Origin of the sequence: Thermotoga sp. (genome assembly GCF_021162145.1) — a bacterium.
GTDB lineage: Bacteria > Thermotogota > Thermotogae > Thermotogales > Thermotogaceae > Thermotoga.
In genome coordinates, this window is the sequence record NZ_JAGGZH010000144.1 from 1 (window position 1) to 14,650 (window position 14,650).

Sequence of the window (14,650 nt, forward strand, 5' to 3'; positions counted from 1 at the left end):
GTAAATGCAGATATAAATGCCGCAATCAACATTGCCAGAAAGGCTTTTGGGGATGAACACTGGAAAAGTAACCCTGAGTGTCAGAAAGGCATAGGGGCTAGTGGCCGTCTGACCCGGCCTCTGAGGATAAGGGTCGTATGACCAAGCTCCTCAGGAACTTCCTGGGCTTTAGCCCGGAGAGGAGGTCAGAAAGATAGTCCTTGATTTTACTACAGGAACCAGAGATGCTGTCAGACTTTTGAGGAGAAAAGCTCCAGATCTGGAAATCACAGGACCAGACTCTTTGGAAGACTCGTGATTCTTGAACTCCTTCCCCCCAGTATCGATGAACTCATCGAGAAACTCTACTTCCTCTACCTGAAAATCCTCGTTCCTTTCCTGGGAGCCATTCTCAGTGGAGATGATGAAAGAGGGGGTGTTTCGAGTCTCTTTTTTTCTGTGGCGGGGATCTTCTCCTGTGATCGAACCTGATGAGAACTCTGGAAACACATCCGAGAACTGATAGAATTTCTTCTAGAATTAATTCATCTCAGAAACGAATTTAACACAGAGGGGGTATGGATATGAAGATCTCCATCATCGGAGCGGGGAGTGTAAGATTCGCACTTCAACTTGTTGGAGACATCGCCCAGACAGAAGAACTCTCTAAAGAGGGCACACATATCTATTTGATGGATGTTCATGAAGGAAGACTCAACGCTTCTTACATTCTGGCAAAAAAGTACGTGGAAGAGTTGAACTCTCCCATTAGGATAGTGAAGACAGAAAATCTCGATGAAGCGATAGAAGGTGCAGACTTCATCATAAACACCGCCTACCCCTACGATCCAAGGTATCACGACAGCGGTTCTCAAAGATGGGACGAGGTCACAAAAGTGGGAGAAAAACATGGCTACTACAGGGGAATAGACAGTCAGGAGTTGAACATGGTCTCCACTTACACCTACGTTCTTTCGTCTTATCCCGACTTAAAACTCGCTCTTGAGATCGCAGAGAAGATGAAAAAGATGGCACCGAAGGCGTATCTGATGCAGACCGCCAACCCTGTTTTTGAGATCACCCAGGCAGTGAGAAGATTGACAGGTGCGAACATCGTGGGATTCTGCCATGGAGTCGCCGGGGTCTACGAAGTTTTTGAAAGACTCGGACTCGATCCGAAGGAAGCGGATTGGCAGGTGGCAGGAGTGAATCATGGAATCTGGCTGAACAGGTTCAGGTACAGGGGGAAGGATGCGTACCCACTCCTCGACGAGTGGATAGAGAAAGAGCTTTCGAAGTGGAGGCCGAAGAATCCCTGGGACATACAGATGTCTCCCGCTGCGATGGATATGTACAGGTTCTATGGAATGCTCCCGATAGGAGACACGGTGAGGAACGGTACCTGGAAGTACCACTACAACCTTGAGACCAAGAAGAAATGGTTTGGAAAGTTTGGTGGAATAGATAACGAGGTGGAAAGACCAAAGTTCCACGAACAACTCAGGAAAGCAAGGGAACGTCTTATAAGACTCGCAGAAGAAGTTCGGAAAAACCCGGCTGTGAAGCTTTCAGAGGAATTTCCAGAGATCTTCAGGAAAGGAGAAATGAGTGGAGAGCAGCACGTTCCTTTCATAAACGCGATAGCGAACAACAAACGTGTGAGACTCTTTTTAAACGTGGAAAACCAAGGAACGTTCAAGGATTTCCCTGACGATCTGGTGATGGAACTACCGGTCTGGGTGGACAGTAAGGGGATACACAGGGAGAAGGTGGAACCTGACCTCACACACAGGATCAAGATCTTCTATCTGTGGCCGAGGATCCTGAGAATGGAGTGGAACCTGGAGGCGTTCGTGTCAAAAGACAGGAAGGTGCTCGAGGAGATCCTCATCAGAGACCCAAGAACAAGATCCTACGAACAGGTTGTGAAAGTGCTGGATGAGATCTTGAACCTTCCTTTCAACGAAGAGATAAGAAGGTACTACGAAAGATTCTAAAGCATAAGAAACCTTCCCTTAACGATTGTTATAGACCAATATGTTCTAATTGAAGCGATCAGCTCACTGGGGGTTACACAATGGAAAAGATCGCTTTGTTGGTTGCTTTGTTTGTGATATCCGTTCACGCCCTTTCCAGCGTGAGGGGGTACATTAGAAAATCTCACAAGTTCCTTCTGTATTCAGTCTACCTCCTATCGGGGCTGGGAATAGCCCTGGAGAGTTACTGGCTTTTGGTCATATCAGTGTTTTTCACACTTTTTACGATGGGAAGATTCCTAAGCTTTCTGAAGAAAACGGCAACTAGGGATTTTCTCACAGGTGCTTTCACCAGACACTTTCTCTACAAGGAGTGGTTACCAAAGATGCGAAAAGCAGGGCCCAGTGATCAGGCGATCACACTGGTGATGGTGGACATAGATGGGTTCAAGAAATTCAACGATACCTACGGCCACCTCGCAGGAGACGAAAGGCTCAAAGAGGTGGCGAGCGTCTTGAGATCGTCTGTGAGGAAAAACGATATCGTCGTGAGATACGGGGGAGACGAGTTTTTACTGATCTTGAACACAGATGAAGAGGATGCGAAGAAGGTGATGAAAAGAATCGAAGAAAAACTGCGAAAAAGAGATATTACCATATCTTATGGTCTCAAAAGATGGATCCCCAGCGAGGTTCTGGAGAGTGCTCTGAAACTGGCAGACAGTAGAATGTACGGGATGAAGCAATCGAAAAAAATTCGAAATAAGTGAAGCCCCCAAAAAGGGGGCTTTTTCTTTGGCTGGGGCGGGTGGATTCGAACCACCGATCGCGGATCCAAAGTCCGCCGCCTTACCGCTTGGCTACGCCCCAACCTTTTCCGTGCTATAATTTTACCACCGTGTGTGAACCTTTTCAAGGAGGGGGGCTGGTGTGCGCAAAGTCGTTCTTCGCTCCAGATTGGACAACAGGGAGATCATCCTTGAAGAAGGGGAGAATCTCTTTCGATTGGCCGAGGAATATCAGAAGTATTTCAAGTACAAGATACTGGCGGCGAAAGTGAACAACCGCATAGTGGAGCTCTTCAGAACACTGGACAGAGGTGGAGAGCTCGATTTCATAGATCTCACCGACCAGGACGGGCTCAGGATATACCAGAGGGGGCTCGTCTTTCTAGCAAGTCTTGCTGCAAGAAAACTGAATCCAGACTGGAGGCTTCAGGTGCTTCACTCTCTTGGGAAAGGTATCTACTGCGAGATCTATGAAAAAGGCAGACTGATCGTTCCCGACCATCAGCAGGTCCTCTCCATTAAAGAGAAGATGAAAGAACTCGTGGAGAAGGACCTTCCCATAGAAAAGAGAACGTTCTACAAGGATGAGGCCAGAGAGATACTTTCAAAGGAAGGCCTCGCAAAAACCGTGAAACTCTTCAGGTACAGAAAGAAGAGAACCGTGAAACTCTACCACTGCGATGGATTCTGGGCTTATTTCTACGGATACCTTCCACCCAGCACCGGCAGAATAGACATCTTCGACGTTCAATCCTACAACCAAGGAATCGTGCTCGTTCACCCGGATCCGAAAACTGGAAAGCTTCCAACAATACACATGCCAAAACTCTCCCGTGTGTTTCTCGAATATGCACGCTGGCTCAGTGTTCTGGAGATCGAGTACGTATCAGATCTCAACGACATCATCGCTCATGGTGAGAGAAGGGTGGCTGAACTCATGCTTCTTTCCGAGGCACTTCACGAGAAGAAGATATCGGACATAGCAGACGAGATAACGAAGGACAAAAGAAAGCGGCTTGTCCTGATAGCAGGTCCGTCGTCGTCGGGAAAGACCACCTTTGCCAAAAGGCTCTCTCTCCAGTTGAGGGTAAATGGATTGAAGCCGGTTGCCATCTCCCTCGACGATTACTTCGTGGACAGGGAGAAAACACCTCGCGATGAGAACGGAAACTATGATTTCGACTCGATCGAAGCCCTTGACATAGACCTCTTCAACAGGCATCTCCAGGATCTTCTTGCGGGGAAAGAAGTAGAACTTCCCAGGTTCAACTTCAAGATCGGAAAGAGAATGAGAGGTCCTACCCTCAAACTCGAAAAGGACAACATCATAATCGTTGAAGGGATACACGGCCTGAACGAGCGACTGACGGCTTCCATACCAAAGGAGCAGAAGTTTAAAATATACGTGAGTGCCCTGACACAGCTGAACATAGATGATCACAACAGAGTCACAACAACGGACACGCGCCTTATCAGAAGGATCGTAAGGGACTACAAATTCCGGGGACACACCGCACACGATACGTTGAAGATGTGGCCAAACGTTAGAAAAGGAGAAGAAAGAAACATCTTCCCCTATCAGGAAGAGGCAGATATCATGTTCAACTCTGCTCTGGTGTACGAGATACCCGTGCTCAGGATATTCGCTGAACCTTTGCTCGTTCAGGTTCCAGAAGACGCACCGGAATACTCAGAAGCACTGAGACTTCTGAAACTTCTGGATTTCTTCTTGCCGATCACGAACGTAGAAGACATTCCGGACAAATCGATCTTGAGGGAGTTCATAGGAAGGAGCATCTTCAAATACTGAAATGAGAGTGCTTTCGTTGATTCTGATTTTTTCTTTCACCGCTTCTCTGGCGAGTACCTTGACGCTGGATGCAACTTCGCTGAATTTCGACGAGTTTTTGCAGGTTCTGGTGGAACACTCGAATATCTTCGAAACCACCCCACCGTCCACAGGAACGGTGGGAAGTCTCAGGTATCTGGAGTACAATGGCCACGTTCTTGCCAACGTGGAAGATCTCTACATCCTCGACAACAACAAATTACCGAGCTCAGGCGTTCCTGCAGAGACTCTGAAACTGTTTGGCGTAGACTACGTACAGACCGATGGAAAGATCAGAATAATAACATGCTGCGTGAACTCCATAGAGGAAATCGGTAGGACGATCGTTGTGAACTACGAAGGTGAAAGGTGCTTCAACGTAGAGGAAGATGGCGAAATGAAGATAGTGGCAGAAGACTGGCTCAACTTCAGAGGAGAACCTGTTGCACCCGGTGATGTGCTCTTTGAGAAAAAGGAAGTTGAGGTTGAAAAAACTGCTGAAAGTAATGGCCAATTCAGAATTTTGCTGAAGCTCAGAACAGCAGGTGGATACGTGGTGGAGCCCCTGGGAGAGCGAGTCGATCCCTTCGAAAAAGGTACGGTCTTCCTGGTAGGTTACGGTGACGGAAGGGTGATCGTGAGGAGCTTTTCCAAAGACCTGAACGGACTCGATCTTCCAGCCTACTCGAACTCCTTGAAGATAGCAAAGCAAATAGCAAACGAGATGGGTTACAGGATTGAAGAGTGTCCTATATACGATATTCCCGTTGGAGTCACCGGGGTCGTGGTTCTTCTGAGGCAAAAGGAAGACATGCCAGAATTTCTGAATGTCATTGAGAGGTTGATGAAAAAATGAAAAGATATGCTTTTTTTGCGACTTTTTTGATAGCAGTTGTAGCCTTTTCAACAGAGCTGAAGATATGCTACCTGAACGAAGAACTTCTACCCGTTGTCAAGGTGATAGAAGCAAAGGAAAATCCTGTCCTTGAAATCTTCGAAGCGCTTTCATCGCCCCCTTCGGGATTGAAAAGCTTTGTTCCTCAGGACGTGCTGAGAGCTTACTTCTTCGTCGGAGATTATCTGATCCTAGACCTCTACGGAAAAAAATTGAAGGGAATGGACTTTGAAGCGGAGAGATATTTTCTCCACCAGGTGCTCTACACGATCTTTTTGAACGTGAAGGGCGTGAACAACGTGTACATCCTCGTGGACGGTCAGAAACGAAACGTTCTGGTGGAGCACGTGGACATCAGATTCAGCTTTCCGAGAGAGGTGTGGGAGAAGTGGCCGATACATTGAAACCGGGAGATAGGATCCTCCTTTCCTTTGAAGACGAAAGCGAATTCCTGGTCGATCTGGAGAAGGACAAAAAGCTACATACACACCTTGGTGTGATTGACCTCAACGAAATTCTCGAGAAAAGAGCAGGAGATCTCATAAGAACGTCGGCTGGAAAAAAAGGCTACATCTTGAAACCCAGGTTGATCGATGAGATCATGAACATGAAGCGAAGAACCCAGATCGTCTATCCAAAAGATTCATCTTTCATCGTTATGATGCTGGACGTTAAAGAAGGTGATAGAGTCATCGACACAGGTGTCGGAAGCGGTGCAATGTGCGCCGTTCTTGCAAGGGCTGTGGGGAGCTACGGAAGAGTTTTTGCCTATGAAAGGCGGGAAGAGTTCGCAAAACTCGCCGAAAGAAATCTTTCTAACTGGGGGTTGGTCGAAAGAGTTACAATAAAGGTAAGGGACATATCCGAAGGATTCGACGAGAAAGACGTGGACGCACTGTTCCTGGACGTGCCAGATCCCTGGAACTACGTGGATCGATGCTGGGATGCCCTGAAAGGTGGTGGGAGATTCGCAACTGTGTGCCCCACCACAAATCAGGTTCAGGAAACTTTGAAGAGGCTCTACGAACTTCCCTTCGTGAAAGTAGAGGTATGGGAAAGCCTCTTCAGATCTTACAAGCCTGTTCCAGAAAGGTTGAGACCTGTGGACCGAATGGTCGCACACACAGCTTACATGATATTTGCCACCAAGGTTTGTAGAAAGGAGGAAATATGATGAAGCTTAATCAACTTTCCAGGTTCATCATCATCAGTGCTCTGGCGTTGATTCTCACGCTTCTCCTCGGTGGATCTACTAAAACAGACCTCACCATAGAGAAAGTCAACAAGGCGCTGGAACCATTTTTCGATTCTCTTTCCTACATTCTGAACTACTACTACGAGGCAGACAAGCTGGACATCAGCAAGCTTATAGATCATGCTATAGACGGCCTTGTGAAGGGAACAGGAGATGATTTCTCCTACTATCAGGATCCGGAAACCTACCGGGAAAACCAGATAGAGATGAAGGGAGAATACGGTGGCCTGGGAATAGAGGTGACCTACGACACAGAGCACGGTGCCATAAAGGTGGTGTCTCCCATGTACGGAACACCGGCCTGGCGAGCCGGGTTGAAGGCAGGAGATCTCATCATAACAATAGACGGAACACCGGTGTCCAAGATGACGTACATGGAAGCAGTGAATCATTTGAGAGGAAAGCCGGGGACATCTGTGACGATAGAGGTTTTGAGGGATGGAGAAAAGCTCACCTTCACCATTGTCAGGGAGAAGATAGAGATAAAGATGGTGCTCTATTCGTTCATAGAAACGGAGAAGGGAAGAATTGGATATGTGAGAATAACCCGATTCGGTGAGAAGGCAGACTCGGACATGAAGAACGCCCTAGACAAGATCTTCGAAAAAGGTGTAAAAGGTCTGATCGTCGACGTGAGGGATAACCCGGGAGGGTATCTCGATGTTGCGTTGAAGATCGTCAGTATGTTCGTTGACAAGGGTGTGATTCTGAAAGTGAGAAACGGCTTTGGAGAAGAAGACGTTTACGAGTCTTACGGAAACAATTATCCGAACGTGCCGATAGTGGTTCTGGCGAACGAAGGCTCGGCCTCGGCATCTGAGATCTTAACAGGTGCTCTGAAGGACCTTGGTATCGCTACCGTAGTTGGGAGAAAGACTTTCGGCAAAGGTTCAGTCCAGACAGGATTTCCTCTGAGCAACGGCGGAATGCTCTTTTTGACCACGGCACACTATCTTACACCTTCGGGAAAGGACATACACAAAATAGGTATAGAACCAGATGTTGTGGTTGAGGAAAAGGTGGAAGAAGAGCTCCACGCAGAGACAAGAGAACAGATAGAGATAGATCCAGAAAAGGATCCGTTCATAAAGAAAGGCCTGAAAGTTCTACTCGGGAAAATAAAATGACGAGAAATGGTTTTCTTCTGATCCTGCTGGTGGCATCTCTGATTTTATTTTTGACGGATCTGTCCTTTAAAACCGAAAGGAAGGAGTTCACAAGACTTCCTTCTTTTGGTGTTGGTGTGAGCCTCCCCTGGGAATCTACCACTGAGCAGATTAAAAGCGAGTTGAACACATCCATTCTGGTGAACGAGGTTCTGAAAGAAGTAGAGGTTGTTGATTACCACCCAGAATGGAAATCGTTCGTCTTCAAGGACAGAGAGAATTTTGAGAGAGCGATGAAGGTGGTAAAGAGAGAAACAGGAAAGAGTGTATCCGTCGAAAAGACAGAAGAAAACGTTGAGTACTTTTTCGCGGAGGGTATGTACTTCATTTTGAAGGTGAAGTGATGCGTGTGAAGTTGGACGACTCTATGAAAAAGTTCTCCTTTATGGTACCGATCACGGTGTTTTCTGTGAATATTTTTGGCTTTTGGAACGAAATCATGGTGGTGTACAACTCTTTGAGGTTTTCTCTGAAGGTGGCAGAACTTTTCCTCTGCTTCATTCTTTATTCCCTGATAGTGTCGGGTGTCTACAAGATGATGACTGGCAGATCTCCTAGCGAGATGATGGTGTCGTTTTCTACCTACATCTTTCTACCCTTTCTTTCCATGTTTCTGGATCCAAGAAAAGCCGTTTTAATCCTGTTTTTTGCTTCTATTCTTTTCTTCTACAGAATGGATAAAAAGTTGATCTTCGCTGCTTTGATTAGGATCCCCGCTCTTTCCTTTTTCATCTGGAAGATCTCCTCGTGGATGAGGTGAATGGAGCATGAATATCGGTATGTTCAGCGACACTTACGCACCCCAGGTGAACGGAGTGGCGACGTCCATAAGACTTTACAAAAAGAAATTGATGGACCGAGGGCACAGAGTGTTCGTGGTGGCACCCTCTGCACCAAAGGACGAAAAGGACGTCCTCGTGGTAAAGAGTATCCCCTTTCCTCCAGAAAGACAGCACAGAATCTCCATTGCCTCGACCAGAAAGATTCTGAATTTTGCAAGAAAGGAAAGAATTCAGGTGGTGCACAGCCATTCGCCTTTTTTCATGGGGTTCAAAGCGCTGAAGGTCCAGGAAGAGTTGAAACTCCCACACGTCCATACGTACCACACACTCCTCCCCGAGTACAGACACTACATTCCCAAACCTTTCACTCCTCCAAAAAGAATGGTTGAACACTTCAGCGCGTGGTTCTGTAACTTGGTGAACGTGGTGATCGCGCCGACTGAGGATATAAAAGCAGAACTGGAAAGTTATGGGGTAAAGAGGCCCATCAAGGTCCTTCCAACGGGAATAGAGGTCGAAAAGTTCGAATCGGCAGAGGTGGGAGATCTCAGAAAGAAGCTGGGGCTGGAAAGAAAGAAGGTGGTGCTGTACGTTGGAAGGATAGCAAAAGAAAAGAACGTGGATTTCCTTTTGAGAATCTTCGAGAGATTGAATTCTCCAGACATGAGTTTTGTGATGGTGGGAGATGGACCCGAGAGAAAAGAAGTCGAAAAGATCGCCAGAGAAAAGAACTTGAACCTCATCGTGACCGGTTACGTTGACCACGAGGAGATACCGAGGTATTACAAACTGGGAGACGTCTTCGTGTTTGCCTCGAAAACGGAAACACAGGGGCTGGTGCTTCTGGAGGCGCTGGCCGCCGGCCTTCCGGTTGTGGCACTGAAGTGGAAGGGGGTGAAAAACGTTCTCAAAGGCTGTGAGGGAGCGATTCTTCTGGATGAAGAGAGTGAAGAAAGCTTCACCAGAACTTTGAACGAAATCTTGATGAACCTTCGGCTCAGAAAAGAACTCTCCAGAAAAGGGCGAGAGTTCGTCAAAAGGGAGTGGTCCGTGGACCGCTTCGTTGGAAAGCTGGAGGAGATATACATGGAGGCGATAGAGGAAGGTCCTCTTGAGATAAACGCCTCCCTCATGATAAAGGAATTTGTGAAGTTCGAAAAGCTGAAAGCTTTCTTCTCCAAACTGGAGGAAAGGATCTGGAGGTGATCTGCTTGTTTCCGTTTCATCTGTTTCTCGGTCACGTGGTAGCCGATCACGGATTCACGAACAACGCGAAGATAAGAGAGTACACAGGGTGGAAACTGATAGGCCACATGATCTGGTCTGTGTTTGCCATCCTGGCTTTCACCTTCGATGTTGTGCTTAAATCACCGAGGGGTACGATTGTTTTCTTTGTGGCAGTGGTGGTTCACCTGGTGGGAGATGTCCTCAGAACGTATCTGCACAGAAGAGGAAAAAAGCGAGCGATAGATTTACTGGAGCTTTCCCTTTTTGTCGTGTTTCTGATCCTGAATTTTTCCATCAAAGATCTTTTCGCGAACTCTTATTTGACTTCGGTATTCGTTTTTTATCTTCTTGGAATGAACGCTGTTTCCGTAGCTATAACCTATCTTTTCCGAAACTTCTTACCTGGTGATCCGAAGATATCCGACATAGAGGGTATCTCCGAGAGACTGGCTTTCTTCGTTTTCCTGCTTGCAGGAAGGGAGACTCTCGCCTTTCTTTCCCTCGTTCTAGGTTTTTTGTACAGACTCTGGAAGTTCAGAAGACCTGACGTGAGGTGGTGGTTGAGCCCCGCTTTGGGTGTGGTGATATCTGCGATCTGGAACTGGATGATGTACGGGAGGTTCATTTGATGACGTACGTTGTGGGTGACGTGCACGGCTGCTTTCTTGCTCTAAAAGATCTCATCGAGAGACTGCCTCTGGAAAAAGACGACGAACTCGTTTTCCTTGGAGACTACGTTGACAGAGGACCAAATTCGAAAGAAGTGGTGGAATTTTTGATGGAGCTTTCTAAACATTACAGATGCATCTTTCTGAGAGGAAACCACGAAGAGATGCTTCTGAACTGTGTGAAAAATCATTCTGGATGTGATCTTTGGTACTTCAACGGGGCAAGAAGCACCGTGGAAAGTTTCGGCGGTATCGATGAAATCAAAAAGTACCTGGATTTTTTCGAAAACACTATTTACTACTACGAAAAGGGAAACTTCGTCTTTGTCCACGGCGGTGTGAGGCCAGGAATTCCCCTCGAGGAGCAGGACCCCTTTGATCTTGTGTGGATAAGAGATGAGTTCATCTACAGTGAAAATCCTCTCCCGGGAAAAATAGTGGTGTTTGGACACACCCCCCTTGCAGAACCTTACCTCTCATCGGATAAAATAGGCATAGACACAGGATGCGTTTACGGTGGGAAACTCACGGTTTTCAGGGTGGAGGACAGAACATTCTTCCAGGTGGAATGTACAAGCAGGAGATGGTAGTGTGGTTGCGGTCTATCCTGGTTCTTTCGACCCCATAACACTCGGACATGTAGACATTATAAAGAGGGCACTGTCTATATTCGACGAGCTGGTGGTCCTCATCACCGAAAACCCAAGAAAGAAGTGCCTGTTCAGTTTGGAGGAAAGAAAAGAGCTGATAGAATCCGTTTTGAAGGATGTAGACAGGGTAAGAATAGATGTTCACAGGGGCTTGCTCGTGAATTATCTGAAGAAACATGGTATAAAAGTTCTGGTGAGGGGTCTCAGGGCGGTCACCGATTACGAGTACGAGCTTCAAATGGCCCTCGCCAACAAGAAGTTGTACAGCGAGCTGGAGACGGTTTTTCTGGCGGCAAGCGAGAAATTCTCCTTCATCTCATCGAGTCTCGTAAAAGAGGTGGCCATGTACGGGGGCGATGTGACGGAGTGGGTCCCTCCCGATGTGGCCAGGGCACTGTACGAAAAATTGAAGGAGGGAAGGCGATGAAGATAAAAGTGGTTCTTCCGGACGGAAGCGAAAGGGAGTATGAAAAGGGAACAACACCGATGAAAATCGCCCGGGAAATTGGGTTCAAAAAAGCAATAGGTGCCATTGTGGACGGAGAGCTTTGGGATCTCAAAAGATCTCTGGAGAAAGATTGCAGGATACGTTTCGTGACTCTCGATGATCCCGAAGCACCGGAATTCTACAGACACACAATGGCGCACGTTCTCGCACAGGCCGTGATGAGGATCTACGGAAAAGAGAACGTGAAACTGGGGATAGGTCCCACCATAGAAAATGGTTTTTACTACGACTTCGACATCAAGAACGGAAGACTCACAGAAGAAGATCTTCCAAAAATAGAAAAGGAGATGAAGAGGATAGTAAAAGAGAACCTTCCAGTAGAAAGAGAAGAGGTCAGCAAGGATGAAGCAAGAGAGATCTTCAAAGACCAGCCTTACAAGCTCGAGCTCATAGAGGAGATAGAGGGAGATACGGTGACAATTTACCGGCAGGGAGAATTCGTGGATCTGTGCAGGGGGCCGCATCTCCCTTCGACCGGTGCTGTGAAACACTTCAAGCTACTGTCGGTGTCTGGGGCGTACTGGAGAGGCAATGAAAGAAATCCCATGCTCACGAGGGTTTATGGCACCTCTTTCGCGAAGAAGGAAGATCTCGAAAATTATCTGAGGTTCCTCGAAGAAGCCCAGAAAAGGGATCACAGAAAGCTGGGTCCTCAGCTCGGACTCTTCATCCTGAACACCGATTACGCTCCGGGAATGCCGTTCTTCCTTCCCAAAGGTGTGACCGTTTTGAACGAATTGATGAGATTCTCGAGGAAACTTCATCGTGAAAGGGGATACCAGGAGATCTTCACACCTTTTATCATGAACGAGCAGCTCTGGAAAATCTCGGGACACTGGGATCACTACGCCGAGAATATGTACTTCATAGAAAAAGATGGGGAAAGGTACGCTGTGAAACCCATGAACTGTCCTGGTCACATTCTCGTGTACAAGAGCAGAGCAGTTTCTTACAGGGATCTTCCACTGAGATTCTTCGAGTTTGGAAAGGTGCACAGGTACGAAAGGAGTGGAGTTCTTCACGGTCTCATGCGTGTGAGAGCTTTCACCCAGGACGATGCACACATATTCTGCACACCGGATCAGATCGAAGACGAAATTCTTGGTGTGCTGGAGCTCATCGACATCATATACAGCCAGTTCGGTTTCACGTACAGGGTCGAGCTCAGTACGATGCCCGAGGATCACATGGGAGACGAGGAGATATGGGAGAAGGCCACAAACGCTTTAAAGAGTGCTCTGGACAGAGCCGGACTTTCCTACAAGGTGAACGAGGGAGAGGGTGCTTTCTACGGCCCGAAGATAGACTTCCACATAAGGGATTCCCTGGGAAGAGAGTGGCAGTGTGCCACGATACAACTTGATTTCATGATGCCAGAAAAATTCAATGTTACATACATTGGACCGGACAACAAAGAACACACAGCGGTGATGATACACAGGGCGATATACGGCTCTCTGGAAAGGTTCTTCGGTATACTGATCGAACACTTCGCAGGGGCGTTTCCAACCTGGATTGCACCGGTCCAAGTGGCGGTTATTCCAATCTCAGACAAACACAGTGAAGGGGCAAAGAAAGTGGCTGCATCGCTCTCTAGAGAGGGCTTCAGGGTCTTTCTGGACGATCGGAGAGAAACTCTGGGATACCGCATAAGACAGGCACAGCTTCAGAAAATACCGTATATGATCGTGCTGGGAGACAGAGAGCTCGAAAGCGGAAAACTCTCCGTGAGAACACGAACAGGAAAAGAGATAAAAAACGTGGAAATGAGTTATTTCATAGACGCGTTGAAAAGAGAAGTGAACGATCGAAAGCTGGAACTCACACTGGAGGGATGAGGATGAAGTGTTTTTTCGAGGAAGAAGATTTCGAAAAAATCGTGGAGAAGATAGATAGACTCTACACAAAAGTGAATACTCTGGAAGAATCGGATATCGCCTTTCTGAACAGGAAGATTCCCTTTCCCGGTGTTTCAGTTGTAAAAGAGAAAAACGGTTACGCGATTTACAAAGGGGAGAAAAAGTTTCTGGAGACGATCGACGACAGCAAAGAACTCCCGACAATCGTGGCTTACGCCCTTGCGGGCGAGAAAATGCTTGCTGGAAGCTGGGTGCGGAGGATGGTGAGTGGTCTCCTTCAGGCGATGATAGCTTTCATGGAAATAGAAGACGAGCGAGGATGGAGTCACTCTCAAAGAGTGGCAAAGCTTGCTGAACGCGTTGGAAAGGAACTGGGATTCTCCGAAGAAAGGCTTTCCCTTTTGAAAGAGTATGCCATGCTTCACGACGTGGGAAAGATAGGAATCGAACAACTGATGCTCTACACTCCCACCAGGTTGAGGATATTCGAGCAATACCCTCAGGATCACACGATCATGGGTTCCATTTTTCTGGCCTCTCTAGAAGTTCTGTGGGACGCTGTTCCCATCGTAAGGCACCACCACGAGAACTGGGATGGAACGGGATACCCAGATGGGCTCAAAGGAGAGCAGATACCCCTCGAAGCGCGCATCATAGCCGTTTGTGATCACTACGATGTTCTCACCAACTTCGTTTCGTCGGAATGGGAAGGACGAACAAAAACACACGAAGAAGCTCTGGAGATAATAAAAGAGGAGGCTGGAAAGAAGTTCGATCCGAAGATCGTTGAAGCCTTCTTGAAGATCTTCTCAGACAAGGCTGTCGAGTAACGCTCCTACAAGAAGTTCTGGCGTCCTGAAACTCGCTCTCAGTACGCTGAGAGCAAGTTTCAATCTTTCTATGTCCTCCTTCAATCTTTCTCTCTCCACAAGATCAGTCTCCTGGTCAAGACACCTTTGAAGCTCCAGGATCTTTCTTTCTATCTCCTCCTGTTTATCCTGAAGCTCACTCGTCTTTCCCGTGTTCTGGTCGGCTGGTGTGTAGATGTAAACTTGTGTTCGTCCCGCGA

General features: G+C 47.3%; 16 protein-coding genes, 1 tRNA gene and 1 pseudogene. 16 read left to right on the forward strand and 2 right to left on the reverse strand.

Translation table 11 applies throughout. The features are described 5' to 3' along the window. Nucleotides 1-294 precede the first annotated feature (294 nt). The 3 genes from J7K79_RS08540 (at nucleotide 295) to J7K79_RS08550 (ending at nucleotide 2,725) form a co-directional block, all read left to right on the forward strand. Nucleotides 295-471 carry a hypothetical protein gene (locus tag J7K79_RS08540; RefSeq protein ID WP_296907561.1) on the forward strand — a complete coding sequence of 59 codons (177 nt, stop codon included), beginning with the start codon at nucleotides 295-297 and terminating at the stop codon, nucleotides 469-471. Nucleotides 472-563: 92 nt separating this feature from the next. Further along, nucleotides 564-1,976, forward strand: a complete 1,413-nt coding sequence (gene aglA / locus J7K79_RS08545; protein ID WP_296907564.1) for an alpha-glucosidase AglA — start codon at nucleotides 564-566, stop codon at nucleotides 1,974-1,976. Nucleotides 1,977-2,056: 80 nt separating this feature from the next. After that, nucleotides 2,057-2,725, forward strand: a complete 669-nt coding sequence (locus J7K79_RS08550) for a GGDEF domain-containing protein (protein WP_296907566.1) — start codon at nucleotides 2,057-2,059, stop codon at nucleotides 2,723-2,725. A gap of 26 nt (nucleotides 2,726-2,751) precedes the next feature. Here the strand turns inward: J7K79_RS08550 and J7K79_RS08555 are convergent. Next, nucleotides 2,752-2,825, reverse strand: a tRNA-Gln gene (locus tag J7K79_RS08555). 60 nt (nucleotides 2,826-2,885) lie between these two features. On the opposite strand from J7K79_RS08555, the gene J7K79_RS08560 reads away from it, so the two are divergent. The 13 genes from J7K79_RS08560 to J7K79_RS08620 are packed head-to-tail and all read left to right on the forward strand — an operon-like array spanning nucleotide 2,886 to nucleotide 14,411. Then, entirely contained in the window at nucleotides 2,886-4,553 is a 1,668-nt protein-coding gene (locus J7K79_RS08560; protein WP_296907568.1) for a nucleoside kinase, read from the forward strand. Between the two features lie 7 nt (nucleotides 4,554-4,560). Continuing rightward, nucleotides 4,561-5,427: a DUF4941 domain-containing protein gene (locus J7K79_RS08565; protein WP_296907600.1), complete on the forward strand. Its 867-nt coding sequence runs from the start codon at nucleotides 4,561-4,563 to the stop codon at nucleotides 5,425-5,427. Next, nucleotides 5,424-5,870 carry a GerMN domain-containing protein gene (locus J7K79_RS08570; RefSeq protein ID WP_296907570.1) on the forward strand — a complete coding sequence of 149 codons (447 nt, stop codon included), beginning with the start codon at nucleotides 5,424-5,426 and terminating at the stop codon, nucleotides 5,868-5,870. The genes J7K79_RS08565 and J7K79_RS08570 overlap by 4 nt, the downstream gene beginning before the upstream one ends. After that, entirely contained in the window at nucleotides 5,855-6,640 is a 786-nt protein-coding gene (locus tag J7K79_RS08575; RefSeq protein WP_296907572.1) for a tRNA (adenine-N1)-methyltransferase, read from the forward strand. Before J7K79_RS08570 ends, J7K79_RS08575 begins: the two co-directional genes overlap by 16 nt. Then, nucleotides 6,640-7,848, forward strand: a complete 1,209-nt coding sequence (locus J7K79_RS08580; RefSeq protein ID WP_296907575.1) for a S41 family peptidase — start codon at nucleotides 6,640-6,642, stop codon at nucleotides 7,846-7,848. Before J7K79_RS08575 ends, J7K79_RS08580 begins: the two co-directional genes overlap by 1 nt. Beyond that, entirely contained in the window at nucleotides 7,845-8,231 is a 387-nt protein-coding gene (locus tag J7K79_RS08585; RefSeq protein WP_296907578.1) for a hypothetical protein, read from the forward strand. Before J7K79_RS08580 ends, J7K79_RS08585 begins: the two co-directional genes overlap by 4 nt. Then, the gene (locus tag J7K79_RS08590; protein ID WP_296907581.1) at nucleotides 8,231-8,647 is read left to right on the forward strand and encodes a hypothetical protein; all 417 of its coding nucleotides are present in this window, start codon (nucleotides 8,231-8,233) and stop codon (nucleotides 8,645-8,647) included. The genes J7K79_RS08585 and J7K79_RS08590 overlap by 1 nt, the downstream gene beginning before the upstream one ends. A 7-nt stretch (nucleotides 8,648-8,654) precedes the next feature. Beyond that, entirely contained in the window at nucleotides 8,655-9,875 is a 1,221-nt protein-coding gene (locus J7K79_RS08595; RefSeq protein WP_296907584.1) for a glycosyltransferase family 4 protein, read from the forward strand. A 5-nt stretch (nucleotides 9,876-9,880) separates the two neighbouring features. Continuing rightward, nucleotides 9,881-10,525 carry a hypothetical protein gene (locus tag J7K79_RS08600; protein ID WP_296907586.1) on the forward strand — a complete coding sequence of 215 codons (645 nt, stop codon included), beginning with the start codon at nucleotides 9,881-9,883 and terminating at the stop codon, nucleotides 10,523-10,525. After that, nucleotides 10,525-11,154: a metallophosphoesterase family protein gene (locus J7K79_RS08605; RefSeq protein WP_296907589.1), complete on the forward strand. Its 630-nt coding sequence runs from the start codon at nucleotides 10,525-10,527 to the stop codon at nucleotides 11,152-11,154. Before J7K79_RS08600 ends, J7K79_RS08605 begins: the two co-directional genes overlap by 1 nt. A 1-nt stretch (nucleotide 11,155) precedes the next feature. After that, a complete protein-coding gene (gene coaD, locus J7K79_RS08610) occupies nucleotides 11,156-11,641 on the forward strand; it encodes a pantetheine-phosphate adenylyltransferase (protein ID WP_296907592.1) in 486 nt (161 codons plus the stop codon). Next, the gene (thrS, locus tag J7K79_RS08615; RefSeq protein WP_296907595.1) at nucleotides 11,638-13,560 is read left to right on the forward strand and encodes a threonine--tRNA ligase; all 1,923 of its coding nucleotides are present in this window, start codon (nucleotides 11,638-11,640) and stop codon (nucleotides 13,558-13,560) included. The genes coaD and thrS overlap by 4 nt, the downstream gene beginning before the upstream one ends. Before the next feature lie 2 nt (nucleotides 13,561-13,562). Then, nucleotides 13,563-14,411, forward strand: a complete 849-nt coding sequence (locus J7K79_RS08620) for an HD-GYP domain-containing protein (RefSeq protein ID WP_296907598.1) — start codon at nucleotides 13,563-13,565, stop codon at nucleotides 14,409-14,411. On the opposite strand, the pseudogene J7K79_RS08625 reads toward J7K79_RS08620, so the two are convergent. Continuing rightward, nucleotides 14,391-14,650: pseudogene (locus tag J7K79_RS08625) on the reverse strand (hypothetical protein); the annotation flags it as partial. The gene J7K79_RS08620 and the pseudogene J7K79_RS08625 overlap by 21 nt on opposite strands.